Origin of the sequence: Rhizobium sp. SG2393 (assembly GCF_042610495.1) — a bacterium.
Classification (GTDB): Bacteria; Pseudomonadota; Alphaproteobacteria; order Rhizobiales; family Rhizobiaceae; genus RU20A.
In genome coordinates this window covers 186,545-208,166 of the sequence record NZ_JBHGAP010000002.1, presented here as the reverse complement: position 1 = coordinate 208,166, position 21,622 = coordinate 186,545, and the positions used below count along the sequence as shown (strand labels likewise).

Sequence of the window (21,622 nt, the reverse complement as noted above, 5' to 3'; positions counted from 1 at the left end):
CAATCTGTCATTGGTCGATGACATGCTTTGTAGTGACCCGAATTGGGGCTGTCACGCCTTCTTGCGCTCCCTATCCAAGATAGCGGTGATCGCCGCAACGGCTTCGGATGACATGCTGCTTTGCTCATCCCGTTGCCGCAACGCGGCGATGATATCCGCCTGCCGGTTGATTGCGACCGTGCCGTAACTGGTGAATGTCGTCAGCACTTGCTCATGCCCCCAGGTTTTGGCTCCAGGCCTTGAACTCCTCTGGGGTACGGCAGCGCTGTTCCCCCAACATCGCAATTGTGTCGCGCAGGCTGTGCGGATTGGCATAGGGCAAGCCCGCCGCCTCGAAGGCCGATCTGAAGATGCGCCGGATGGCCGACGCGTCCTTCCAGTGTTCGCGCGAAAGACCGGCAGCCCCAAAGAGGCCTGCATTGGTCAATGCGACCCTTGTTGCCGGAAACAGCGGATCATCAGGACCGAACAGAAGTGTGTCCTTAAGATAACCGATCCACTCCTTAACGATCGCATCGGCTTCGTCGCCGATAGGGAAAAAGAAGGTGGTGAAGCTCTTACGGTTTTTTGTCCGTACGTCGCGCGCATCCTGAAACACACTTCGAGCGGCAAGATCGACATGCTTCAGCTTAAAGGACGCAACGGCATTGTCCCGTGCACCCGTCAAAAGCGTGAAGGCAATGATCGCCCGATCGCGCTTCTCTATGTCGCTGGCGACGGGCATGCGTGAAAGCACGTGCGTGACCTGCTCGACCGTCGGCACCTTCTTGTCGCGCCGCGCTGTGGCAATCCGGCTGTCGTTGGCGTTCGGATTGAAGTACTCCGCATCGGCGTAGGAAATCCGCGACTTGTAGCCAGGCTGTCCGGCAAGCCAGAAGACGAAGGCTTTGAGCGCCATGAGCCGCGAATAGATCGTCGCCTTGGAGAGCGGTGCCCCCGTCTTGGCGTTTCGCTGCTTTGCCAGGTGAGCCTTGAAGCTCTTGGCCTGATCGATACGAAAGTTCGCGAAGTCGCGATAGTGTGACCATTGCTCGAAACCCGCGATCGACGCCGCGACGAGGTCAACGCTGCTGGTGTCCATTCTCTTGGCTTCTTTCAGGTAGTCAAAATAGCGGCGCTTGATTCGCTCGTTCTTCGGGTGGTGTGTCTTCACCGTTTTGGCTCCTTTCCCAAGTGATCATTGCGACTGGCATTGCCCATCTCGTTTAGGCGTGGATCACCCTTCGGAAATGAAACCGCCGCTTGCCGCTCCAGAAGAGCGAGCTTTGAGGCGCTAAAGCTCCTATGCATGATGGTCTCGCAGGTCTGGCAGATCGCGCTGAGCTGCCCGCTAAGAGCTGTGTGTGGGGTGTAGTCGATCATTCCCCCGGCAGCGGCTTTCGGTTCTCGGCAGCGAAAGCAGTAGAATTCGTGCAGCGCGCATCGCTGCTTTGTTCGGCCCCGCTTGTCGAGAAAGTCCCGCAGATCGCCGCCCAGGATAAGAAAGGGCCGTTGGTCGGCCATATGTGGCAAGCCCGACTTCAGCCATCGCCGCACGCTGCCCTTCGCCACGCCAAGCAGAAGAGCCGCCTCTTCGGTCGTGTAACTGAAGTGCTGCTTTATCGCCCGTCGGTTCGGGCGACGCCCGGCCATTCACCGGCCCCCGCTGTCGATCAGCGAACGGATGTCTTCCACCCGCCAGGCGGTGATGCGCGGCCCAAGCTTGACCGGCTTTGGAAAACGGCCGTCCTTGATGCCGGCCCACCAGGTCGACTTACTGACTGGAATTGGCCCGTGCGGCGCAATGATCGCGGAAAGCCGCAGAAAGCCGGTCGTCGGGAAAGGAGTGTTGTCTGGCATGGTGCCACCTCGTCTTGGTTGAAACGAGGTCGTTCTAGATCGGCCGATAAGGCAGTGGCCGAATTCGGGAATGTCAAACCGATTTCGGTTTCAGCATGTGGCTAATCGGGTTTGTCTTGAAGCAAGAGCTTGGCTTCATTGAGATATTTCCGGACGGTATCATCATCGAGCCGCAAACCAATTTCGGTAACGGCACCTGCAATGTGGGCGGTGGCGTCATTTTTTGCCTTGGTCGGATCGAAACGATATTTCTTCATCGCCATAGCCAGAATCATTTTCAGCATGCTTTCGCGCTCGCGTGGCGGAACTGGCTTTTGGTTCGCAGTGTCGGACGAAAGCTCGGCCAACTTGGCGTGAAGCTCGATATTCTCTTCCAAGAATGCGATTGCCGCGTCGCGAAGCGTTTTTAGTTCCTGTTGCGCCCGTTCCGCTTGGGTGCGGAGCTCCGCTTCGGTCCTTCCGTGCTCGATAATTAAACTGTTCAGAAATTGCGCAAGCGTGTCGAATTCCGTTTTCCAATCGGCGATCTGCACGCCCCGCGATGTAACGGCTTCCAGCGCCTTCGCAGGCACGTGGAACCCCGTTCTGAGCGCCCATGCTAGGAAGAAAGCAGGGGTGTTCTTGTTCAGAAGCTGGCCGGTTTCGATGGCGCGGCTGACAAGCTGCAACTGTGCATGAAAGGCACCCACGAAAACAGAGTTGCTGGCATAAGGCTCCAGGGTCTGGATATTGACCACTTTGGGGTCCTTGCCAAACGAGATTGCCGTTGCTTCCTCTGGCGTCCAGTAGGAGATCTTCGACCAGTAGTCCCAATTGGTCTCTGCAAGACGGGTATTGAAGAAGCGCTTCGCATCCAAAGCCGCAGCCATTTCAAAGCGCTCTTCGAGAAATCGATTGATCTCACTCTCTAGAATCGCATCGAACTGTTCAACGGAAAGGCCATGCCCAATGCTTTCGGTAAACCGACTTGCCGCGTTACTGGCCGCCTCGTAGCGCTCTTTATGTTCGGGATAGGTGTCCCAATACTCCTTGTTGGCAAAAATCCGCTGATCCGGAAACAGTCGATCCACGACAAAGGCGATAGGGTCGACCTCCCAAGGAGGTAATTGTGTGTCCATCCTGCGGTCCTGATTCTCTGCCTTCAGGATTATCAATGGGAAGGCAAAGTCGGGCGAGTCCGGCCACTAGGGATTGGGAGTTATCCCGTGTTTTCACGCAATAGGCGCGTTTCATCCGCCCACCACTCGGCCATCTTCACGCGCTCGTCCCAATACAAGGCGCGGTGATAAGCTTTGCGGACCTCGTCCGCGCCGACATGTGCTAGTTCTGCTTCGATTGCATCAGGGGACCACTTGCCACTTTCGTTGAGCAAGGAGGAAGCGCTTGCGCGGAAGCCGTGGGACGTCGCTTCTTGTTGCGAGAAACCCATCCGCCTAAGTGCGCTGTTCATGGTGTTCTCGCTCATGGTGCGCATGGGTGACGTCACGGCGGGGAACAAGAACTTACCATGACCCGTCAGCGCGCGAAGGTCTTCTAGGATCGACAGAGCCTGCTTGCTAAGCGGCTTGCGATGCTCCCGGCGCATCTTCATGCGTACAGCCGGCAGCGTCCAGATTGACTTACCGAAGTCGATCTCGCTCCACTGCGCTTGGCGAAGCTCGCCCGGTCGGGGATAAAGCAGTGCCATCAATTGCAGTGCCATCCGCGTTTCGGGCATGCCTTCATAAGCCCAGATCGCGCGAAGCAAGCCCCCGAATGCCCTCTTGTCCGTAACAGCAGCACGATGCGCCACAGTCGGTGCGGTCAATGCGCCTTTCAGGCCGAAGGTCGGGTCGTTTTCGGTCCGCGCTGTGGCGATGGCATAGCGGAAAACTTGACCGATGGCCGACCGAACCCGCCTCGCCGTTTCATAATTGCCTTTGGCTTCGATCCTGCGCAATGGAACAAGAACTTCGGCAGCGGTGATGTCGCGGACAGGTCGCGCGCCAATGTCTGCCATGGCAAGGCCAAGCAGCCATTCTTTTTTGTTTTGCGTTGCGTCGGCTTTGCCTTCCTTTGCAATCTTCCGAAGATACTCTTCCGCCACCACTTTGAACGTGACGGCGTTGCTGGCCTGTTTCGCGATGCGCTCCAGCTTCGCATGCTGTGCCGGGTTTACGCCCTTGGCCAGCAGTTCCTTGACGCTTTCCCGCTGGCGTCGGGCATCGGCAAGCGAAACGGCGGGGTAAGCGCCCAGCGCCATCGTCTGCTGTTTGCCGTCAAAGCGATAGGACAGTCGCCACAGTTTCGAACCGTGAGGGGACACCAGGACATGCAGCCCGCCACCATCGCTGTGTTTTGTTGGTCTTTCTGTTGGCTTCAAGGCCTTTAGGGCGGTATCCGTGAGCGCCATGTTGGTATCCAGCCGAAAAATGTTGGCATCGGGCCAAGCCGCAGTTGGCATTCTCTGCCAAGTACCAACGATGCTACCAACAAAACTTTCGGATGCAACGGGACGTCACTGGACGCCAGACAACAAAAAAGCCCGGAGATCCGGGCTTTCTTTGATACTTCTAGACCACCTTGGATGATCTGAAACCGGAATTTGGTGCCCAGAAGAGGACTCGAACCTCCACGCCTCGCGGCACAGGTACCTGAAACCTGCGCGTCTACCAATTCCGCCATCTGGGCGACGGAGCGGGGTGTACGGTCCCGAGGCGGAAGTGTCAACACGGAAAATTGGATTTTTGCGCCGGATGTTGAAAAACCGTCGCAAAGGCAAAACTGGGGTCATCCTGTCCCCGCCCATTCCATTTCTGTGGCGGCGGCGGGTCAGCCTGCCGTGCCGCTATCGACTGTGTCCGCACGGACTGCGCGGTCCGTATGGCCGAGATCACGATCAGGGTCGATGATGTCGCGCAGGCGCTGCTTCAGATCCTTGGGGCCGGGAAAACCCCCATCGCGTTTGCGCTCCCAGAGCAATGCGCCATCGACGCGGATTTCGAAGTTCCCGCCCGTGCCGGGAATGAGCGCCACCTCCGAAAGACTGTCGGGAAAGCTCTGCAGCAGTTCCTGCGCCATCCACCCGGCACGCAGCAGCCAGTTGCACTGGGTGCAGTAGAGGATGGTGACGCGCGGCTTCGTTGCGGCCGGGCTGACGTCATTGGGAGTGTCCGTCATGAATAAGGCTCCTTCGGCATGTCAGTCTCGCCTTCAGCCATAGCCGCCCCTCACGGAATTGTTAACCCGAATTATCATGTTTTCTTGATGCCATGCTTGTCCGGGCCTGCCCGGTCGCCGAAAACGACGGCCCACGAGCACGTGTGTCATGCCAGAGAAAGGACTTCACCAATGGTTGCCAAGACGCAAGATCAAAGGCCGGCACCCGCTGATGCGGCGAAGGGTCTGGTGGTGCCAGCGCTCGGCCCTGTCTACCGTCGCATGACGCCTCTGATGGAGGCGCTGTTGCGCATCCTCGCCGGCCTGCTGCTCGCCGTCCATGGCAGCGGCAAGATTTTCGATCCTTTCGCCATGGTCGCCATGGTTGAGAGCCTGGGCTTCCAGCCAGGCGAATTCTGGTCGCCGCTGCTGGCCATCACAGAGTTCTTTGGTGGTCTCCTGATCGCCTTTGGATTTCTGACGCGGCCCGCTGCGCTCGCCGGTGCGCTTGTTCTCGCCGTCACGGTCTATTTCCATGGCATGGTCATGGACGAAGGATTGACGGGTATGGAAAAATCTCTGCTGTGGATGATGATCCTCCTGTTCTTCTCCATGCGCGGCGCCACTGCCTATGGAATCGACGCCCGGCTTCGTCGCCAGGTCTGACGGATGTCAGGGACTTGATGACAGCGATTCGGCATGCTCAATTCCGTCGAGCGAAGAGGGAGACCCTGACGGGCATGCACATTCTGGTCGTTGAGAACTACGAGGGAACGGATCTTGGCCTCCTCGGTCGGGCCCTCGCCGAAGCCGGCGCCAGCCTCGATGTCCGCCGCCCGTATTTGGGGGATCCCCTGCCGGAGACCCATGACGATCACGATGCGCTCGCGGTGATGGGCGGCGAACAGTCGGCGGTTTCGGATGCGGACTATCCCCATCTCCTGCCGCTCACCAGGCTGATGCGGGCCTTTGGCGATGCCGACAAATCCGTGCTGGGCATCTGCCTCGGCAGCCAGCTTCTGGCCCGTGCCTATGGCGGCGAAAACCGCGTCGGCGGCCATCGCGAATTCGGCTGGTGCCCCGTGACGCTCCTGCCGGCCGGGCAGGAAGATCCGGTTCTCTCCGCGGCCGGCGATTGCTTTCGAATCTTCGAGTGGCACGATGACAGCTTCACCCTGCCGGAAGGCGCCGTGCATCTGGCAACCGGCTCGATCGACAACCAGGCATTCCGCATCGGTCGTGCCGCTTACGGAACCCAGTTTCACTTCGAGGCGGGGCTGGATGTGGTCGATGCCTGGCGAACCCGCTCCGCGGCCACGATTGCCGACAAGGCACCCGGCTGGCTGGAACACTACGATGACGAGGTCCGCGCCCATGCCGGCGATGCGGAGCGTGCCGGCCTCGCATTGGCCAGGGCCTGGATCGGGACCATCCGGCCACGGGCAGGAGGCGCCGCGGCAGCGCGCAAGCAGGCAGAAAATGACGCGACCACGACCGGTTGACGTTGTTCATCTTCCCGCCGCAATCCATGATCATAGGCCGGATGAACCCAAGGGGAATACGACTCATGCTGAAAAAATGCGCGCTTATCGGCCTTGCGGCCGTCTATCTGGCCGGCTGCACCACCACCGATCCCTATACCGGTGAGCAGAAGGTCTCCAACACGACAGGCGGTGCGCTGATCGGCGCCGGCCTTGGCGCGGCCACGGGCCTGCTGATCGGTGGCAATGCGAAGGAGCGCCGCAACGCCGCCCTGATCGGTGCGGGTATCGGCGCGCTCGGCGGCGGTCTGGCCGGCAACTACATGGATCAGCAGGAATCGGAGCTGCGCGCCCAGTTGCAGGGCACCGGCGTTTCCGTGACGCGTGCCGGCGACCGCATCATCCTCAACATGCCCTCCAACATCACCTTCCCGACGGATCAGGACCAGGTGCTGCCGGGCTTCTACCCGACGCTGAATTCGGTCGCGATCGTGCTGCGCAAGTTCAACAAGACGCTGATCGACGTGGACGGCCACACCGATTCCACCGGCAGCCCCGGCTACAACCAGGCGCTCTCCGAACGCCGCGCCGCATCGGTGGCCAATTACCTCGCGTCGCAGGGCGTCGAGACACGCAGAATGTCGGCCATGGGTTACGGACCGGACCGTCCGGTCGCTTCTAACGCGACAGAGGCCGGCCGCGCCCAGAACCGCCGCGTCGAGATCTCCATCGCGCCAATTCAAGAGTAAGTTAATAATTACATAATGCGAGGTGGCAACATTGCCGCCTCGCACTCACCTCTCCGGAGGTGGCGCTGGAGGATAGGCGTGCACAACGTTATTCCGGTCGCGGATCTCGTAATTGCCTTCACCAAGATCTCGGATCGGCCCTGCCGATGCTTGTACTTTTCCAAACCCACCTGGAATATCCAAAACGTAAGTAGGAACGCACAATCCGGACACCCGTCGGCGCAGGGCTTCAACGACATCGCGGCCTTCGGCCAGCGAGAGACGGAAGTGCGCGGTGCCGGGCGCAAGGTCCGGATGATGCAGGTAGTAGGGCTTGATGCGCAGCTCTACGAAGCGCCGCATCAGCGCTGCAAGCGTTTCAGCGTCGTTGTTGATGCCCCGCAGCAAGACCGTCTGGCTGACCAGCACGATCCCTGCATCGGCGAGATCGGCGATGGCCTGTTCCGCCTGCGGCGTGAATTCCCGTTGGTGATTGGCGTGGATGGCGAGATAGATCGTCTTGCCGCTCGCCTTCAGCGCAGCAATCAGCGCGGGATCGATATGGCCGGGATCGACGACGGGAACGCGGCTGTGCAGGCGCACGATCTTCACATGGCCGATGGCCGCCAGTTTCTCCATGATCGCCGCCAGCCTGCGCGGCGACAGCACCAGCGGATCGCCCCCTGTCAGGATCACTTCCCAGATCTCGGGATGATCGGAAATGTAATTCATGGCTTTCTCAAGGGGCGTGCCCGCCAGCGTCCCAAGGCCCTCCGGCCCGACCATTTCGCGCCGGAAGCAGAAGCGGCAATAGACCGGGCAGACATGCACGACCTTCAGCAGAACCCGGTCGGGATAGCGATGCACGATGCCCTCCACCGGACTGTGCGCGAGATCGCCGATCGGGTCGTCCTGCTCCTCGGGCGTGGTGTCGAGCTCGCGCGGATCGGGCACGAACTGCAGCGCAATCGGGTCGGCCGGATCGGCCGGGTCGATCAGCGCCTGCATGGCCGGCGTGATTCCGATCGCATAGCGCGCGCCGACGGCAGACAACGCATCCCGCTGGTCCTCGGCAACAAGACCGGCGGAAACCAGTTCGTCCGCGCTGCGCAGCATGCGCGCGCCACTCATGCCGCGCCCTCCGTTTGGGCCACGGGAGCCCAGAGAACCTGCTCGATCCGGCTTGCGCCCGTTGCCAGCATCACCAGCCGCTCGAAGCCGAGCGCGATGCCGCTCGCTTCGGGCATGATGGCGAGCGCCGCCAGGAAATCCGCGTCGATCGGATAGGTCTCGCCATAGACACGCGCCTTCTCGGCCATCTCCATCTCGAAGCGCCGGCGCTGTTCCTCCGGATTGGTCAACTCGCCGAAGGCATTGGCAAGCTCGACGCCGCAGGCATAGAACTCGAAGCGCTCCGCCACCCGGGCATCGTCACCTGCCGGCCGCGCGAGTGCCGCTTCGCTGACGGGATAGCGATCGAGGATCGTGGCGCGCCCGATGCCGAGATGCGGCTCGATCCGCTCCACCAGCACGCGGCTGTAGAGATCGGCCCAGCGGTCGTCTTCGGCGACGCGAAGCCCGGACAGGCGCATTTGTGCTGCAAGGCCGTCGCGATCCGTTTCACCGTCTTCCGTGACGGTGGCCAGAAGATCGATACCGGCATGGCGAAGGAACGCGTCTGCAACGGAGAGGCGCTCGGGCTCCGCGAACGGATCCACGGAAAGGCTGCCAAAGGTAAGCGTTGACTGACCTGCTGTCTCCGCCGCCAGCGCCAGGAGGGCGGCGGCGTCGTCCATCAGGGTCTCGTAGCCTTCACCCGCGCGATACCACTCCAGCATGGTGAATTCGGGATGATGCAGCGGGCCGCGCTCCCGGTTGCGGAAGACATGCGAGAAGGAGAAGAGCCTCTGCTCTCCGGCCGCCAGCAGCTTCTTGCAGGCAAATTCGGGCGAGGTGTGCAGGTAGAGCGGCTGGCGGGCGCCATCCGTGCCGATGGCCTCGGTGGCAAAGGCATGCAGATGCGCCTCGTTTCCGGGCGAGATCTGCAAGAGGCAGGGATCGACCTCGACGAAGTCGCGCGCCTCGAAATGGCGCGTGATGGCGCTGCGGATGCGGTTGCGCAGGAGAAGAAAAGGGCGCCGGTCGTCATGCACATGCGGCGTCCACCAGGGCGAAGGGCGTGTCATCAGGGGTTCGTTCCCGATCTATCTGCGCTGCCGGCCGCCGTAAGGCTGGCTATTTGCGCGAAATTGCGGTATCGGCGGCGCGAAATCCCGTTTTCGCGCGCCACGACGGGCCGTCTGCCGGCCCGATGCTGTTGCGCTACCTCTGTTACAAGGACGTTCCATGGTCAAGGTCATCGCTTCTTCCGTGCGCAAGGGCAATGTGCTCGATGTCGACGGCAAGCTCTATGTCGTGCTCACCGCGCAGAACTTTCACCCGGGCAAGGGCACGCCGGTGACGCAGGTCGATATGCGCCGCATCTCCGACGGCGTGAAGGTTTCCGAGCGCTACCGCACGACCGAGCAGGTCGAGCGCGCCTTCGTCGAAGACCGCGAACACACCTTCCTTTATGAAGATGGCGAAGGCTTCCACTTCATGAACCCGGAAAGCTACGACCAGGTCGTCATGTCTGCCGAAGACATCGGCGACGGCAAGGCCTACCTGCAGGAAGGCATGGCCGTTATCCTGTCGATCCACGAAGGCGTCGCCATCGCGATCGAACTGCCGCGTCACGTGACGCTCGAAATCACCGAGACCGAGCCGGTCACCAAGGGCCAGACAGCATCGTCCTCCTACAAGCCCGCCATTCTCTCCAACGGTCTTCGCACCCTCGTGCCGCCGCATATCCAGGCCGGCACGCGCGTTGTCATCGCCACGGAAGATACGTCCTACGTCGAGCGCGCCAAGGACTGATCCGGTCTGTTCGCAAGCTTCGCATTGATACGGGCGTCCCTCGGGGCGCCCGTTTTCTCTTGCATGGCAGCTCCGCGTTCAGCCTGTTGACAGCAACGCCAATCATCCTATTTTTAGAATTATTCTAAACTAGGTGATGCCATGCAACTGTTCCGCTCCTCCACGCGCCGTCCCTTCTCGTCCCTCAGCGAAGAGGAAGTCCTGGCTCTCGCCATTTCATCGGAGGAAGACGATGGTCGCATCTACCTTTCCTATGCCGATGCGCTGCGCGCACAGTATCCGGCATCCGCGAAAGTCTTCGAGGCGATGGCGGAGGAGGAGAGCGAGCACCGTCGCGTGCTGATCGAGCAGTTTCAGAAGCGTTTTGGCGAGCGCATACCGCTGATCCGCCGCGAGCATGTGCGCGAATTCGCGCCGCGCAAGCCGGACTGGCTGGTGGCCAACATGCCCATCGAGAAGGCGCGCGAGGAGGCGGAGGCCATGGAGAACGCCGCCCACCGCTTCTATCTCGAAGCTGCGAAGCGCAGCGAGGATGCGTCGACCCGCCGCCTGCTTGGCGATCTCGCCATGGCTGAGAAAGGCCATGAAACCATTGCCCGCCGTCTGAAGGAAGACAATCTGCCGGAGGATGTGCGGGCAGAGGAAGACGAGGGCGCCCGTCGCCAGTTCGTGCTGACCTATGTGCAGCCGGGCCTTGCCGGCCTCATGGATGGCTCTGTCTCCACGCTCGCGCCGATCTTTGCCGCCGCCTTTGCCACGCAGGACACCTGGCAGACCTTCCTCGTCGGCCTTTCGGCCTCCGTCGGTGCCGGCATTTCCATGGGCTTCACCGAAGCGGCCCACGACGACGGCAAGCTTTCGGGGCGCGGATCACCCGTCAAGCGCGGCCTTGCCTCCGGCATCATGACGGCGCTCGGCGGTCTCGGCCACGCTCTTCCCTACCTCATTCCGCATTTCTGGACGGCGACGGCCGTGGCGGTCGCCGTGGTGTTCTTCGAACTCTGGGCCATCGCCTTCATCCAGAACCGCTACATGGAAACGCCCTTCCTGCGTGCCGCCTTCCAGGTGGTGCTCGGCGGTGGGCTGGTGCTGGCTGCCGGTATCCTGATCGGCAATGCCTGACGGGCATGAGCCATGTCGGAACGCGAAAAAGGCGGCCGATCGCCCGGCCGCCTTTCCGTATTCACAAGACCCTGAGGCTTAGTTGCCGACCGAACCGACGAGGACTTCGCCGCCATTCTCGATCGTGACCCAGCGTCCCGAATGGAACGAGGCCTGACGCTTCAGGAAACGGTAGGGCGTGTCGGTCCAAAGTTTCACCTTGTCCTCGAGATTGTCGAGGATGAAGTCGCCTTGGGCGGTGCGGACCGTGAGCACGGCGTGGCCTTCGCCATCCGGCTTGCGGACGACGGTCATCAGCAGGTCGCTGGCGGAAAAACCGCGCTCCAGCAGCATCTTGCGCTTCAGAAGAGCCATGTCTTCGCAGTCGCCGGCCGTCGTCGGGTAGGCCCAGACTTCGTCCTTGCCGTAAAGCTCGAGATCGGTCATCGGCGTGATGTTGCGGTTGACGGCGTCGTTGACCTCGCGGATCACGGCCCAACCGTGTTCCGTCACCTTCGCCGGCATCACTGAGCGCGACTTCACTTCGCACTCGTCCTTGTACTTCTGGCAGAATTCGTAGTGGCCGATCGGCTGCGACGTGATCGCGCCGGTCTGCATCCAGAGCGAGGGGCCAGCCTGTGCCGGGATGGCGTGCGAAGCCGTCATCAGCATGGCGCAGAATGCACCTGCCAGTCCCCAAACCCCCGCAGCCTTTTTCATCCGCATTCCCCTGTCGCCGCGGTCGGAGGCTTCATGCCTCTTTCATTCCGCTCTTGTCCCTGCTGGCTTCCGGCAGGGATCGGGCGTTTTGCCTCGTCCCCAGCTCTGATCGTTAACAAAAGGTTAATCGTCAGGCGCAGGGCAAGTCAATCCAAGGAATTCGCGATTGGCGCATATGGTTAAAATGCCGCCGATTTGCTCAGGCGTCGATGATTCCCTCCAAGGCGCTCCGCAGCCGCGCGATATCCTCCGGCCGCGACAGGCGATGATCGCCGTCGGCAATCAGCGTCAGAACCACGTTGTCGGTCGGCAGATGGCTGACGAGGCGCAGCGCGTGCTCGTAGGGCACATCCGGATCCTTCATGCCTTGAAGAATATGCACCGGACAGCCCGCTTCTATCACGCCGGCAAGAACGCGGTTCCGTCGCCCGTCCTCGATGAGAGCGGCCGTGAAGATGTTCGGATCGGGTCCGTAGGGCGTCGGCTCCTCGAAATAGCCGCGCTCGATGAGGGATACCTTTTCAGCATCAGTCAGGGCTGGCTCGATGAGTTCCGAGGTGAAATCCGGTGCCGGTGCAATCAGCACGAGGCCGCGCACGCGCTGGCCGTTCTCCGCCGCACGCAATTCCTGAATCAAGCGAAGTGCGATCCAGCCGCCCATGGAGGAGCCGACCAGGATTACGGGAGCTGTCCCCGTCAACGCCAACGCAGCCTGGCTCTCTTCCAGCCATCGCGAGATCGTACCATCTCGGAATTCGCCCCCCGAGATGCCGTGTCCGGAATAGTCGAACCGCAGGCAGCCCAGGCCGCGCTCATGGGCGAAACGCTCGAGCTCGATGGCCTTGGTGCCGCTCATGTCGGAGCGGTAGCCACCGAGCCAGACAAGAAAGGGCGTGTCCGGCCGCGATGGCGCCAGAATGCGTGCCGCGATTTCCCGTGCCTCGCTGCCCGTGCCGACCGTCAGCGTTGCCGCCGGGCTTTCGATGGTCGCAGTGCTCATGGGCTCATTTCCTTGGCTGGTGTTTGCATGTTTTTGCCGCGTTTGCCTGTAAAACCGATTCGGAACGTGCGTGACAGGTGGTGATTTTCCGTGGGAGCTGTGCTATGGACTCATCCATTGAACATCCCACATATGCTTCGTGCCTGTTGTTTCCGCCTCTGAAGAGGCGCAAATGCCAGTCACATCGCACCATATGCTCTGCAACAGCTCGAGGAGACAACGACCATTCGCAGGCCATTCAAATCGGAGGCCCCGACCAGGGACGGCCCCCGTTCCAACAAGGAAATCCGAGTTCCCCGGGTGCAGCTCATCGACGCAGAAGGCGGCAACCAGGGCATCGTGCCCACGGACCAGGCGCTCCGCATGGCGGAAGAAGCCGGCCTCGATCTGGTTGAAATCTCGCCCAATGCCGAGCCGCCCGTCTGCAAGATCCTGGATCTGGGCAAGCTGAAATATGCGACCCAGAAAAAGGCCGCCGAGGCCCGCAAGAAGCAGAAGATCATCGAGATCAAAGAGATCAAGATGCGCCCCAACATCGACACCCATGATTACGAGGTGAAGATGAAGGCGATGAACCGCTTCTTCGAGGAAGGCGACAAGGTCAAGGTGACGCTGAAGTTCCGCGGTCGCGAAATGGCCCACCAGGAACTTGGCCTCAAGCTCCTGCTGCAGGTCAAGGAAGACACGCTTGGCATTGCCAAGGTGGAAGCTGAGCCGAAGCTCGAAGGACGCCAGATGATGATGGTTCTGGCGCCGAAGTAAGGCAGCCTGTCTGATCGATCGGGTTAGAGATCAAAGCGGGCCGCTCGCCCGTCTTGCAAAAGCCGCCATCGCCTGGCGGCTTTTGTTTTGCCGGAAGTGGGCGACGCGCTGATTCAGTCGTTGCACTTTGGGTGCGCTTCGGTTAAAAGCCGCCGTCCGAACGGTCCGGCAGGGCATGCCGTGGCCGTTCTTTAAGCTGGAAGCGATCTCGTCAATCGCGTCCCCCAAGAAAAAACGGAGTAGCAAAATGCCCAAGATGAAGACGAAGTCGTCTGCCAAGAAGCGGTTCAAGATCACCGCTTCCGGCAAGGTCCTGGCAGCTGCCGCCGGCAAGCGCCACGGCATGATCAAGCGGTCCAACAAGTTCATCCGCGACGCGCGTGGAACCATGGTTCTCGCCGAGCCCGATGGCAAGAAGGTCATCAAGAACTACCTGCCGAACGGTCTGTAAGACCCGGCGCTGTTGGATTTAAGGAGATCATGACATGGCACGTGTAAAGCGCGGTGTAACCGCTCACGCCAAGCATAAGAAGACGCTCAAGGCCGCCAAGGGTTTCTACGGCCGCCGCAAGAATACCATCCGCGCCGCCAAGGCTGCCGTCGACCGTTCGCGTCAGATGGCAACGGCCGACCGCCGCGCCAAGAAGCGCAATTTCCGCGCCCTGTGGATCCAGCGCATCAACGCTGCCGTCCGCGAGCATGGCCTGACCTACGGCCGGTTCATCGACGGCCTGAACAAGGCTGGCATCGAAGTCGACCGCAAGGTTCTGTCGGACATGGCCATCCATGAGACGGCTGCTTTCGGTGCGCTCGTCGAAGCCGCCAAGAAGGCGCTTGCCTACCTCAAGGATGCCGGCACGGCCAATGAGTTTGAAAGCGCGGTTCGTTAAGCCAGCGCTTCCCAAGCTTTCTGACAATTGAATTGGGAAACCCGCGCTGGCAGGGCTGGCGCGGGTTTTTTCGTTTCGTGGATATCAGACGTGCAACATGATGAGCCGGAAACTTCGGTTTCCACCCTTCCGGAACAAGACATGGAGCGGTTGCTGGCAGCGCTGGTGGCCGGCCGTTCCCGTGTCGAGCGCCTGGAACTGGCCGATCGCACCGTCTGGATCAAGCGCTACGCCGGCCGTGAGGGCCTGATGCGGGTGCGCGCGCAGTCACTTCTCGCCCGCCTGCTGGGAGAACCCATGCTGCGGCCGTCGCCGGTTCTCTCCCCGGACCGCATGATCGGTCGCGAGACGGGCAAGATGGCGGCTTTCAAGGCTGCCGGCTTCCGCACTGCCGGGATCGTCTATCGCGGGCCGCGGGCCCTGGTGCTCGAAAACCTCGGCCGCAACCTTGGCGGCGATATGCGCGATGCGCGTGGCGAGCCTGTTTCGCACGACGCGCTTCTGGTGCGCTGCGCGACGGAGATCGGTCGCCTGCACCGCGCCGGGCTTTGTCACGGCCGCCCCCATCCCCGCGATTTCGTCATCACCGCAGACGATGCCTTCGCCTTTCTGGATTTCGAAGAAGACCCGGAGGCCGTGATGCCGCTGGCGAGCGCCCAGGCGCGCGACGTCCTGCTGCTCTTCCTGCAGATCGCCACCCGCAGCCTGCTGCCGGAAACGCCGGAGCGCGCCTATGCCGCCTGGGCGGCCCAGGCGACGCCTGCGGCCGTCGCGGAGCTGTCACGCATCGTTGCGAGACTGGCGCCCCTGCTGGTCCCGGTCCGTGCCGTGCAGCGCATTCGGCCCGGTCAGGACGTGGCACGCTTCATTGCAGCTGTCGAAACCCTTCAACAATTGACGGGCACCTCCACCGGCGCTGCCCACCGGTCCGGCGAGGACCGTGCGAACTCTTCACCCAACAAGGCAAAGACCCCATGAGCGACGATCTCTCTCATCTTCAACAGACCCTGCTTGCCGACATCGAAGCGGCGGCCGACGAGGCGGCGATCGAAGCGGTGCGCGTCGCCGCACTCGGCAAGAAGGGCTCGATCTCCGAACTCCTGAAGACGCTCGGCGCCATGTCTGCGGAAGAGCGCCAGACCCGCGGCGCGGCGATCAACGCGCTGAAAAACACGGTCGGCGAGGCGATCGCGGCCCGCAAGACCGCGCTGAAGGACAAGGCGATCGCCGAGCGGCTGGCGCGCGAGACGGTGGATATCTCGCTGCCCGTGCGCACCTCTCCGGCCGAGCGCGGCCGCATCCATCCGATCAGCCAGATCATCGACGAAATCACCGCCATCTTCGCGGACATGGGCTTCTCCATTGCGGAAGGTCCCGATATCGAGACCGATTACTACAACTTCACGGCGCTCAACTTCCCCGAGGGACATCCGGCCCGCGAGATGCATGATACCTTCTTCTTCCAGCCCGATGAAAAAGGGGAACGAAAGGTGCTGCGCACGCACACCTCGCCGGTGCAGGTGCGCACCATGGAAGCGCAGAAGCCCCCGATCCGCATCATCATTCCCGGAAAGACCTACCGCCAGGACTCGGATGCCACCCATTCGCCGATGTTCCACCAGGTGGAAGGCCTTGTGGTCGATACCCATTCCAACGTCGCCAACATGCGCTGGATCCTGGAAGAGTTCTGCAAGGCCTTCTTCGAGGTCGATGATGTGACGATGCGCTTCCGCCCGTCCTTCTTCCCCTTCACCGAGCCCTCCTTCGAGGTGGACATCCAGTGCGACCGCTCCTCCGGCCCGATCGTCAAGTTCGGCGAGGGCACGGACTGGATGGAAATCCTCGGCTGCGGCATGGTGCACCCGAATGTTCTGCGCGCGGGCGGTCTCGACCCGGATGTCTACCAGGGCTTTGCCTGGGGCATGGGCCTCGACCGCATCGCCATGCTGAAATACGGCATGCCGGATCTCAGAAACTTCTTCGACGCCGACGTGCGCTGGCTCAGCCACTACGGCTTCCGCCCGCTCGACATGCCCACGCTCTTTGGCGGGTTGAGCGCTTAGGGAAAAGGGAGGATGCCGACGGTCCTTCGCAAATACGGGTTCCGTTTCCACTTTTACGGCTACGGCATGGGCGAGCCGCGGCATATCCATGTCACTGGTCACGGAGGAACGGCCAATATTTGGCTAGATCCGATCGGACTTGTGGAAGCGAAAGGGTTTAATGCAGCCGAGGTGCGGCGTATCATGAACGTCGTGAAAGAGCATCAGGATCAGTTTGTGGAGGCATGGGATGAATTCGCCGAGTTTGTATCCTGAAAACGAGCGCCCCGTGGAAGCATGGTGTGATCTCCATAACGTTCATGTGCGGCTTGCGGACGGGCGGGAAGTTATCACCCCCCTGTGGTGGTATCCAACCCTCTTTCAGGCCACGCCGGCGCAGCGCAACAACATCGAATTGATGCTGGCCGGGGTTCATTGGCCTGACGTCGATGAGGACCTGTCGATCCGGGGCATGCTGGCTGGCTGGAAATATCCGCAGGCCAAGGTGCCGGAGAAGGCTGCTTGAGGCCATGCCGACACTGCTGATCTGGCACGGCTATAAGTTCCGGTTTTACGCCTTGGATGTCGGCGAGCCGCCGCATGTCCATATCGTGAAGGACGGAAAGTCGCTGAAAGTCTGGCTCAACAGTTTGGAAGTGGCCCACAACAAGGGATATAGCGACCAGGAAGTCGCAAGACTGCTCAAAGTGGCCCTGGAACATCGCGATGACTGGATAGGTGCTTGGAATGACTTCTTTGGCCTTTGAAACGGATCAGATGCGTCCCGTTCGCGCCTGGTGCGAAGGCGGTGATGTCCATGTCGCGCTCGCCGACGGTCGTGTCATCGCGACTCCTCTGTGGTGGTATCCCTTCCTGTCAAAGCTCACCGCGGAGGAGCTGAACGACATCGAGTTGATGTACGAAGGCATCTGGTGGCCTGCCGTCGATGAGGGCATCTCGGTAAAGAGCATGTTCCTGGGAGTCAAAGCCCCCGGCGCCAAGTCACCCGAAAAAGCGGCATGAGCGGGACCGGCATCCTTCTGCAGCCGGATGACTATGCGCAGGCCAACCGGTTTGCGTTCGGCGACTCGCCCGCGCTGGCCGACGAACTGCTCGCGCTCGTCCTGGCGGGCACGAAGACGGCGACCTGCGGTGCGCTCGCTCATTTTGGCGCGGGCGGCGAGCCGCTTCCCGAGGTCGGCCGGCAGGATGTGGTGCTGGATGGCAGCGGCCGTCCCGCAGCCGTCATCGAGACGATCGAGGTGACGATCCGTCGCTTCGATGACGTCGATGCGGAATTTGCCCATGCCGAGGGCGAGGGGGATCGCTCGCTTGCCCACTGGCGGCGGGAACATGAGCGCTACTTCCGGCGCAATGGCGGTTTTGCGCTGGACATGCAACTGGTGTGCGAGCGATTTCGCCTCGTAGGCCGATTTGAACGGGATCGGGGCTGAGGCCCAAGTGTAAGAAGAGATTGGCATCATGAAATTCACCCTCTCCTGGCTCAAGGAGCACCTGGAAACCGACGCCACGCTCGAGGCCATCTGCGAGCGCCTCACGTCGATCGGCCTCGAGGTCGAGGATGTCGATGACAAGGCGGCCTACAAGCCCTTCGTCATCGCCAAGATCCTGACCGCCGAGAAGCACCCGCAGGCCGACAAGTTGAAGGTGCTGTCGGTCGATGCCGGCGACGGCAAGCCGGTGCAGGTCGTCTGCGGCGCGCCGAATGCGCGCGCCGGCCTTGTCGGCGCCTTCGCGCGGCCGGGCATGTATGTCCCCGGCATCGATGTGACGCTCGGCGTCGGCACCATCCGCGGTGTCGAAAGCCACGGCATGATGTGCTCGGAGAAGGAACTCAACATCTCCGACGATCACAACGGCATCATCGATCTGCCGGAAGACGCGCCCGTCGGCACCAGCTTCGCGTCCTACGCCGGCCTCGATGATCCCGTCATCGAGATCAATCTCACGCCGAACCGGCCGGACTGCACCAGCGTCTACGGCATCGCCCGCGATCTCGCCGCCTCCGGCCTCGGCACGCTCAAGACCCGCCCCGCGCCGTCCTTCGCGGTCGAAGGCGAGACGCCGGTGAAGGTGACGCTTGATCTCGGCGCCGATACCCATCTCTGCCCCGGCTTTGCGCTCCGCCTGGTGCGCGGCGTCAAGAACGGGCCGAGCCCGCGCTGGATGCAGCAGCGCCTGCTGGCGATTGGCCTGCGCCCCATCAATGCGCTGGTCGACATCACCAACTACATGACCTTCGACCAGGGCCGGCCGCTGCACGTCTTCGATGCCGCCAAGGTTGCGGGCAACCTCACGGTGCGCCGCGCGGCGGAAGGCGAGACGGTGCTGGCGCTCGACACGCGCGAATACACGCTCTCGCCGGCCAATGTTGTCATTGCCGATGACAACGGCGTGGAATCCATCGGCGGCATCATGGGCGGCGAGCATTCCGGCTGCGACGCGAACACGACCGACGTGCTCATCGAATCCGCCCTCTGGGACCCCATGAACATTGCCAAGTCCGGCCGCGGCCTCGGCATCATCACGGACGCCCGCTACCGCTTCGAGCGCGGCATCGACCCCGAATACATGGTGCCCGGCCTGGAGCGCGCCACCGAACTGGTGCTGGAGCTCTGCGGCGGCACGGCGGCGAAGGCGGATGTGGTCGGCTATGCCGGCTACACGCCCAAGGTCGTCGACTTCCCCTTCGCGGAGGTAAAGCGCCTGACGGGCCTCGAGGTCTCCACGCAGGAGAGCCGCGAGATCCTGACGCGCCTCGGCTTCGTCATCTCCGGCACGGGCGAGCGGGTGCAGGTCTCCGTGCCCTCCTGGCGGCCCGATGTGGATGGCAAGGCCGACCTCGTGGAGGAGGTGATGCGCATCCATGGCGTGGACGCGATCAAGGCCAAGCCCCTGCCGGCCAAGGGTTCGGTCAATGGCCGCATCCTCACGACGCTGCAGATCCGCACCCGCGCCGCCAAGCGCGCCTTGGCGTCGCGCGGCATGCTGGAAGCCGTCACCTGGTCCTTCATCCCGAAGGCTGAGGCCGAGCTGTTCGGCGGCGGTTCGCCGCAGCTGGCGCTCGCAAACCCGATTGCGGCCGACATGTCGGACATGCGCCCCTCGCTGCTGCCGGGCCTCTTGACGGCCGCGCAGCGCAATGCCGACAAGGGCTATGGCGACGTCGCGCTCTTCGAGGTCTCCGGCACCTATGAGAGCGACCTGCCCTCCGGCCAGCGCCGGGTGGCGGGTGGCGTCCGCCGTGGCACCGCGACCCTCGCCGGTGCCGGCCGCCTCTGGTCGAATGCGACGAAGGGCGGCGGCAAGCCGGTCGATGTCTTCGACGCCAAGGCCGATGCCATCGCCGTCCTCGAAGCCTGCGGCCTGCCCATGGCCAATGTGCAGTTCGAGGCCGGCGGCCCCGCCTGGTATCATCCGGGCCGCTCCGGCACCATCAAGCTCGGGCCGAAGGTGGTGCTCGGCCATTTCGGCGAGTTCCACCCCAAGACGCTCGATGCGCTCGACGTCTCCGGCGCGCTCGCCGGCTTCGAGATCTACCTCGATGCCATGCCGGAGCCGAAGAAGAAGGCGACCCGCACCAAGCCGGCGCTCGACCTCTCCGCCTTCCAGGCCGTGAAGCGCGACTTCGCCTTCGTGGTCGATAGGGCCGTCGAAGCCGGCGCCATCCAGCGCGCCGCGACCGGCGCCGACCGCAAGCTCATCACCGGCGTCAGCGTCTTCGACGTCTTCGAAGGTGCCGCGCTCGGCGAGGGCCGCAAGTCCGTGGCGATCGAGGTAACGATCCAGCCGGTGGACAAGACGCTGACGGATGAGGATTTCGACGCGCTGACGAAGAAGATCGTCGCCAATGTCGAAAAGACCACCGGCGGCACGCTGCGCGCCTGAGCGCGCCCCGTCCCCCGATGACGACGAAACCGGGTGGCGCGGCCCCGCTGCGCCGCCTACTCTCCTCCCTGAAGTCAACGGGGAGGAAAGGCGATGCGCAAACCCGCCAGCATGAAGGGCCTGGAAGAGCTCGGCCGCGCCAGGCTTTCGGAGAATTTCTTCCTGCGCGATTTCCTTCATTCCGAAATCGCCGCCTTTTATGGCCTCCGCAACATCCCCGACGATCCCGACCTTGCCATTGCCGCCGGCCGAAGGCTCTGCGAAGACCTGCTGGAGCCGCTGCAGGCCACCTTCGGGCGGCTCGCCATCCGCTCCGCCTATCGCTCGCCGCAGGTCAACGCCTTCGGCAACGAACACGGCCTCAACTGCGCCTCCAACGAAGCCAGTGCCGCCGGCCACATCTGGGACATGAGGGACGCCGAGGGCTGCATGGGGGCCACGGCCTGCGTGGTCGTGCCCTGGGTGGCGGATCGTTTTCGCGAAGAGGGCGACTGGCGGCGGCTCGCCTGGTGGATCCACGATCACCTGCCCTATGCCAGCCTCGAATTCTTCCCGAAGCTCTGGGCGGTCAACATTACCTGGCACGAGCGCCCCAGGCGCATCATCTCGAGCTTCGCCACCCCGCGCGGCATCCTCACGCGGCCGGGCATGGCAAACCACGAAGGCAGCCATGCGGCGCACTATGCCGGCTTTCCGCCGCCCGCCGCCGCCGGCCGGGCCGCGGCCCCCTGACCGGCACCGCCGGCGCGCCGGACAGATGGTCTTGTCAAAAAGCGGGCCCGTCAAAGAGCGCAGTCGTCAAAGAGCGGGCATGCGGGCGCGCGCACGCGGCAGCATCTGCCCGTGGCATGCAAATCTGTCGGCCGGGGCGCTGAAAGCTGCCTCGCAGGATAGTCTAAGGATAGCACCTCTCAGCGCCCCGTTCGGTCGTTTCTGCCCGCAGGTCGGTCCCTCTGGAGGGAAGACCACCGCCGTCCGTCTCTCATCGCCCGCCCCGCATCCGGGCCCCCGAGAGGAGGCACGCCTGCGGACGGACAACGGGCGATGCGGCCCGGCAGTCGCCGTCCCCGTGCACACCGCACAGGTGAATCCGGCG

Annotated in this window: 28 protein-coding genes and 1 tRNA gene; 17 read left to right on the top strand and 12 right to left on the bottom strand. The window is 62.5% G+C overall.

The genetic code is table 11. From position 1 onward, the window contains the following. Window positions 1–51 precede the first annotated feature (51 nt). From ACED18_RS09735 to ACED18_RS09700, 8 genes are all read right to left on the bottom strand, one after another. A complete protein-coding gene (locus tag ACED18_RS09735; protein ID WP_377291532.1) occupies window positions 52–207 on the bottom strand; it encodes a hypothetical protein in 156 nt (51 codons plus the stop codon). 4 nt (window positions 208–211) lie between these two features. Continuing rightward, complete coding sequence (gene xerC / locus ACED18_RS09730) at window positions 212–1,153, bottom strand: tyrosine recombinase XerC (RefSeq protein ID WP_377291530.1); 942 nt, start codon at window positions 1,151–1,153, stop codon at window positions 212–214. Further along, window positions 1,150–1,632, bottom strand: a complete 483-nt coding sequence (locus tag ACED18_RS09725; protein ID WP_377291528.1) for a helix-turn-helix domain-containing protein — start codon at window positions 1,630–1,632, stop codon at window positions 1,150–1,152. Before ACED18_RS09725 ends, xerC begins: the two co-directional genes overlap by 4 nt. Then, a complete protein-coding gene (locus ACED18_RS09720) occupies window positions 1,633–1,839 on the bottom strand; it encodes a helix-turn-helix transcriptional regulator (RefSeq protein ID WP_377291526.1) in 207 nt (68 codons plus the stop codon). 101 nt (window positions 1,840–1,940) lie between these two features. Beyond that, window positions 1,941–2,957: a hypothetical protein gene (locus ACED18_RS09715; protein WP_377291524.1), complete on the bottom strand. Its 1,017-nt coding sequence runs from the start codon at window positions 2,955–2,957 to the stop codon at window positions 1,941–1,943. 80 nt (window positions 2,958–3,037) lie between these two features. Beyond that, entirely contained in the window at window positions 3,038–4,231 is a 1,194-nt protein-coding gene (locus ACED18_RS09710; RefSeq protein WP_377291522.1) for a tyrosine-type recombinase/integrase, read from the bottom strand. A gap of 193 nt (window positions 4,232–4,424) precedes the next feature. Further along, window positions 4,425–4,509 (bottom strand) — tRNA-Leu (locus ACED18_RS09705). A 141-nt stretch (window positions 4,510–4,650) separates the two neighbouring features. Beyond that, on the bottom strand, window positions 4,651–4,998 hold the full coding sequence (locus ACED18_RS09700) for a SelT/SelW/SelH family protein (protein ID WP_377291520.1): 348 nt from the start codon (window positions 4,996–4,998) through the stop codon (window positions 4,651–4,653). A gap of 171 nt (window positions 4,999–5,169) precedes the next feature. Here ACED18_RS09700 and ACED18_RS09695 point away from each other — a divergent pair, with 171 nt between their 5' ends. The 3 genes from ACED18_RS09695 to ACED18_RS09685 all read left to right on the top strand — a co-directional run bounded on the left by ACED18_RS09695 (window position 5,170) and on the right by ACED18_RS09685 (window position 7,207). Further along, complete coding sequence (locus tag ACED18_RS09695; protein ID WP_377291917.1) at window positions 5,170–5,643, top strand: DoxX family protein; 474 nt, start codon at window positions 5,170–5,172, stop codon at window positions 5,641–5,643. 74 nt (window positions 5,644–5,717) lie between these two features. Continuing rightward, window positions 5,718–6,479, top strand: a complete 762-nt coding sequence (locus ACED18_RS09690) for a type 1 glutamine amidotransferase (protein ID WP_377291518.1) — start codon at window positions 5,718–5,720, stop codon at window positions 6,477–6,479. 65 nt (window positions 6,480–6,544) lie between these two features. Further along, on the top strand, window positions 6,545–7,207 hold the full coding sequence (locus ACED18_RS09685) for an OmpA family protein (protein ID WP_377291516.1): 663 nt from the start codon (window positions 6,545–6,547) through the stop codon (window positions 7,205–7,207). A gap of 45 nt (window positions 7,208–7,252) precedes the next feature. On the opposite strand, the gene ACED18_RS09680 is transcribed toward ACED18_RS09685, so the two are convergent. Beyond that, window positions 7,253–8,317, bottom strand: coding sequence for a lysine-2,3-aminomutase-like protein (locus tag ACED18_RS09680; protein ID WP_377291514.1), 1,065 nt, complete (start codon window positions 8,315–8,317; stop codon window positions 7,253–7,255). After that, entirely contained in the window at window positions 8,314–9,372 is a 1,059-nt protein-coding gene (gene epmA / locus ACED18_RS09675) for an EF-P lysine aminoacylase EpmA (protein WP_377291512.1), read from the bottom strand. The genes ACED18_RS09680 and epmA overlap by 4 nt, the downstream gene beginning before the upstream one ends. Window positions 9,373–9,532: 160 nt before the next feature. On the opposite strand from epmA, the gene efp reads away from it, so the two are divergent. Both efp and mbfA read left to right on the top strand, forming a co-directional pair. Further along, entirely contained in the window at window positions 9,533–10,102 is a 570-nt protein-coding gene (efp, locus tag ACED18_RS09670) for an elongation factor P (protein ID WP_377291510.1), read from the top strand. Between the two features lie 141 nt (window positions 10,103–10,243). Beyond that, window positions 10,244–11,224, top strand: coding sequence for an iron exporter MbfA (mbfA, locus tag ACED18_RS09665; RefSeq protein WP_377291508.1), 981 nt, complete (start codon window positions 10,244–10,246; stop codon window positions 11,222–11,224). 78 nt (window positions 11,225–11,302) lie between these two features. Here the strand turns inward: mbfA and ACED18_RS09660 are convergent, their stop codons facing one another. Together ACED18_RS09660 and ACED18_RS09655 are read right to left on the bottom strand one after the other, a co-directional pair. Beyond that, entirely contained in the window at window positions 11,303–11,923 is a 621-nt protein-coding gene (locus ACED18_RS09660; RefSeq protein WP_377291506.1) for a transglutaminase-like cysteine peptidase, read from the bottom strand. A gap of 199 nt (window positions 11,924–12,122) precedes the next feature. Continuing rightward, window positions 12,123–12,923, bottom strand: a complete 801-nt coding sequence (locus ACED18_RS09655) for an alpha/beta hydrolase (RefSeq protein WP_377291504.1) — start codon at window positions 12,921–12,923, stop codon at window positions 12,123–12,125. Between the two features lie 225 nt (window positions 12,924–13,148). Between ACED18_RS09655 and infC the strand changes: the two genes are divergently transcribed. The 12 genes from infC to ACED18_RS09595 all read left to right on the top strand — a co-directional run bounded on the left by infC (window position 13,149) and on the right by ACED18_RS09595 (window position 21,258). Then, the gene (gene infC / locus ACED18_RS09650) at window positions 13,149–13,685 is read left to right on the top strand and encodes a translation initiation factor IF-3 (RefSeq protein WP_377291915.1); all 537 of its coding nucleotides are present in this window, start codon (window positions 13,149–13,151) and stop codon (window positions 13,683–13,685) included. A 247-nt stretch (window positions 13,686–13,932) separates the two neighbouring features. After that, window positions 13,933–14,136: a 50S ribosomal protein L35 gene (gene rpmI, locus ACED18_RS09645; protein ID WP_102020677.1), complete on the top strand. Its 204-nt coding sequence runs from the start codon at window positions 13,933–13,935 to the stop codon at window positions 14,134–14,136. Window positions 14,137–14,170: 34 nt separating this feature from the next. Next, window positions 14,171–14,575: a 50S ribosomal protein L20 gene (gene rplT, locus ACED18_RS09640; RefSeq protein WP_149738799.1), complete on the top strand. Its 405-nt coding sequence runs from the start codon at window positions 14,171–14,173 to the stop codon at window positions 14,573–14,575. 141 nt (window positions 14,576–14,716) lie between these two features. Beyond that, complete coding sequence (locus tag ACED18_RS09635; protein ID WP_377291502.1) at window positions 14,717–15,553, top strand: serine/threonine protein phosphatase; 837 nt, start codon at window positions 14,717–14,719, stop codon at window positions 15,551–15,553. Continuing rightward, window positions 15,550–16,638 (top strand): phenylalanine--tRNA ligase subunit alpha, encoded by a 1,089-nt coding sequence (gene pheS / locus ACED18_RS09630; protein ID WP_377291500.1) that lies wholly within the window; start codon window positions 15,550–15,552, stop codon window positions 16,636–16,638. The genes ACED18_RS09635 and pheS overlap by 4 nt, the downstream gene beginning before the upstream one ends. Before the next feature lie 12 nt (window positions 16,639–16,650). After that, on the top strand, window positions 16,651–16,893 hold the full coding sequence (locus ACED18_RS09625; protein WP_377291498.1) for a DUF4160 domain-containing protein: 243 nt from the start codon (window positions 16,651–16,653) through the stop codon (window positions 16,891–16,893). Further along, window positions 16,868–17,143 carry a DUF2442 domain-containing protein gene (locus ACED18_RS09620; protein WP_377291496.1) on the top strand — a complete coding sequence of 92 codons (276 nt, stop codon included), beginning with the start codon at window positions 16,868–16,870 and terminating at the stop codon, window positions 17,141–17,143. Before ACED18_RS09625 ends, ACED18_RS09620 begins: the two co-directional genes overlap by 26 nt. 4 nt (window positions 17,144–17,147) lie before the next feature. Beyond that, window positions 17,148–17,384: a DUF4160 domain-containing protein gene (locus ACED18_RS09615; protein WP_377291494.1), complete on the top strand. Its 237-nt coding sequence runs from the start codon at window positions 17,148–17,150 to the stop codon at window positions 17,382–17,384. Beyond that, on the top strand, window positions 17,365–17,640 hold the full coding sequence (locus ACED18_RS09610) for a DUF2442 domain-containing protein (protein WP_377291492.1): 276 nt from the start codon (window positions 17,365–17,367) through the stop codon (window positions 17,638–17,640). Before ACED18_RS09615 ends, ACED18_RS09610 begins: the two co-directional genes overlap by 20 nt. Next, window positions 17,637–18,071 (top strand): ASCH domain-containing protein, encoded by a 435-nt coding sequence (locus ACED18_RS09605; RefSeq protein WP_377291490.1) that lies wholly within the window; start codon window positions 17,637–17,639, stop codon window positions 18,069–18,071. The genes ACED18_RS09610 and ACED18_RS09605 overlap by 4 nt, the downstream gene beginning before the upstream one ends. 28 nt (window positions 18,072–18,099) lie before the next feature. After that, window positions 18,100–20,526: a phenylalanine--tRNA ligase subunit beta gene (gene pheT, locus ACED18_RS09600; protein WP_377291488.1), complete on the top strand. Its 2,427-nt coding sequence runs from the start codon at window positions 18,100–18,102 to the stop codon at window positions 20,524–20,526. Between the two features lie 93 nt (window positions 20,527–20,619). Continuing rightward, on the top strand, window positions 20,620–21,258 hold the full coding sequence (locus ACED18_RS09595) for a hypothetical protein (RefSeq protein ID WP_377291486.1): 639 nt from the start codon (window positions 20,620–20,622) through the stop codon (window positions 21,256–21,258). Window positions 21,259–21,622: the final 364 nt, after the last annotated feature.

What these genes read in the sequence shown, in the direction of transcription:
- ACED18_RS09655 (WP_377291504.1), bottom strand. Translation starts at nt 12,923, where the DNA reads ATGAGCACTGCGACCATCGAAAGCCCGGCGGCAACGCTGACGGTCGGC.
- ACED18_RS09695 (WP_377291917.1), top strand. Translation starts at nt 5,170, where the DNA reads ATGGTTGCCAAGACGCAAGATCAAAGGCCGGCACCCGCTGATGCGGCG.
- ACED18_RS09720 (WP_377291526.1), bottom strand. Translation starts at nt 1,839, where the DNA reads ATGCCAGACAACACTCCTTTCCCGACGACCGGCTTTCTGCGGCTTTCC.
- efp (WP_377291510.1), top strand. Translation starts at nt 9,533, where the DNA reads ATGGTCAAGGTCATCGCTTCTTCCGTGCGCAAGGGCAATGTGCTCGAT.
- mbfA (WP_377291508.1), top strand. Translation starts at nt 10,244, where the DNA reads ATGCAACTGTTCCGCTCCTCCACGCGCCGTCCCTTCTCGTCCCTCAGC.
- pheT (WP_377291488.1), top strand. Translation starts at nt 18,100, where the DNA reads ATGAAATTCACCCTCTCCTGGCTCAAGGAGCACCTGGAAACCGACGCC.
- ACED18_RS09610 (WP_377291492.1), top strand. Translation starts at nt 17,365, where the DNA reads ATGACTTCTTTGGCCTTTGAAACGGATCAGATGCGTCCCGTTCGCGCC.
- rpmI (WP_102020677.1), top strand. Translation starts at nt 13,933, where the DNA reads ATGCCCAAGATGAAGACGAAGTCGTCTGCCAAGAAGCGGTTCAAGATC.
- ACED18_RS09710 (WP_377291522.1), bottom strand. Translation starts at nt 4,231, where the DNA reads ATGGCGCTCACGGATACCGCCCTAAAGGCCTTGAAGCCAACAGAAAGA.
- ACED18_RS09635 (WP_377291502.1), top strand. Translation starts at nt 14,717, where the DNA reads ATGGAGCGGTTGCTGGCAGCGCTGGTGGCCGGCCGTTCCCGTGTCGAG.
- ACED18_RS09625 (WP_377291498.1), top strand. Translation starts at nt 16,651, where the DNA reads ATGCCGACGGTCCTTCGCAAATACGGGTTCCGTTTCCACTTTTACGGC.
- ACED18_RS09685 (WP_377291516.1), top strand. Translation starts at nt 6,545, where the DNA reads ATGCTGAAAAAATGCGCGCTTATCGGCCTTGCGGCCGTCTATCTGGCC.
- ACED18_RS09690 (WP_377291518.1), top strand. Translation starts at nt 5,718, where the DNA reads ATGCACATTCTGGTCGTTGAGAACTACGAGGGAACGGATCTTGGCCTC.
- ACED18_RS09700 (WP_377291520.1), bottom strand. Translation starts at nt 4,998, where the DNA reads ATGACGGACACTCCCAATGACGTCAGCCCGGCCGCAACGAAGCCGCGC.
- ACED18_RS09680 (WP_377291514.1), bottom strand. Translation starts at nt 8,317, where the DNA reads ATGAGTGGCGCGCGCATGCTGCGCAGCGCGGACGAACTGGTTTCCGCC.
- ACED18_RS09620 (WP_377291496.1), top strand. Translation starts at nt 16,868, where the DNA reads ATGAATTCGCCGAGTTTGTATCCTGAAAACGAGCGCCCCGTGGAAGCA.
- rplT (WP_149738799.1), top strand. Translation starts at nt 14,171, where the DNA reads ATGGCACGTGTAAAGCGCGGTGTAACCGCTCACGCCAAGCATAAGAAG.
- ACED18_RS09595 (WP_377291486.1), top strand. Translation starts at nt 20,620, where the DNA reads ATGCGCAAACCCGCCAGCATGAAGGGCCTGGAAGAGCTCGGCCGCGCC.
- ACED18_RS09605 (WP_377291490.1), top strand. Translation starts at nt 17,637, where the DNA reads ATGAGCGGGACCGGCATCCTTCTGCAGCCGGATGACTATGCGCAGGCC.
- ACED18_RS09725 (WP_377291528.1), bottom strand. Translation starts at nt 1,632, where the DNA reads ATGGCCGGGCGTCGCCCGAACCGACGGGCGATAAAGCAGCACTTCAGT.
- pheS (WP_377291500.1), top strand. Translation starts at nt 15,550, where the DNA reads ATGAGCGACGATCTCTCTCATCTTCAACAGACCCTGCTTGCCGACATC.
- epmA (WP_377291512.1), bottom strand. Translation starts at nt 9,372, where the DNA reads ATGACACGCCCTTCGCCCTGGTGGACGCCGCATGTGCATGACGACCGG.
- ACED18_RS09715 (WP_377291524.1), bottom strand. Translation starts at nt 2,957, where the DNA reads ATGGACACACAATTACCTCCTTGGGAGGTCGACCCTATCGCCTTTGTC.
- ACED18_RS09615 (WP_377291494.1), top strand. Translation starts at nt 17,148, where the DNA reads ATGCCGACACTGCTGATCTGGCACGGCTATAAGTTCCGGTTTTACGCC.
- ACED18_RS09660 (WP_377291506.1), bottom strand. Translation starts at nt 11,923, where the DNA reads ATGAAAAAGGCTGCGGGGGTTTGGGGACTGGCAGGTGCATTCTGCGCC.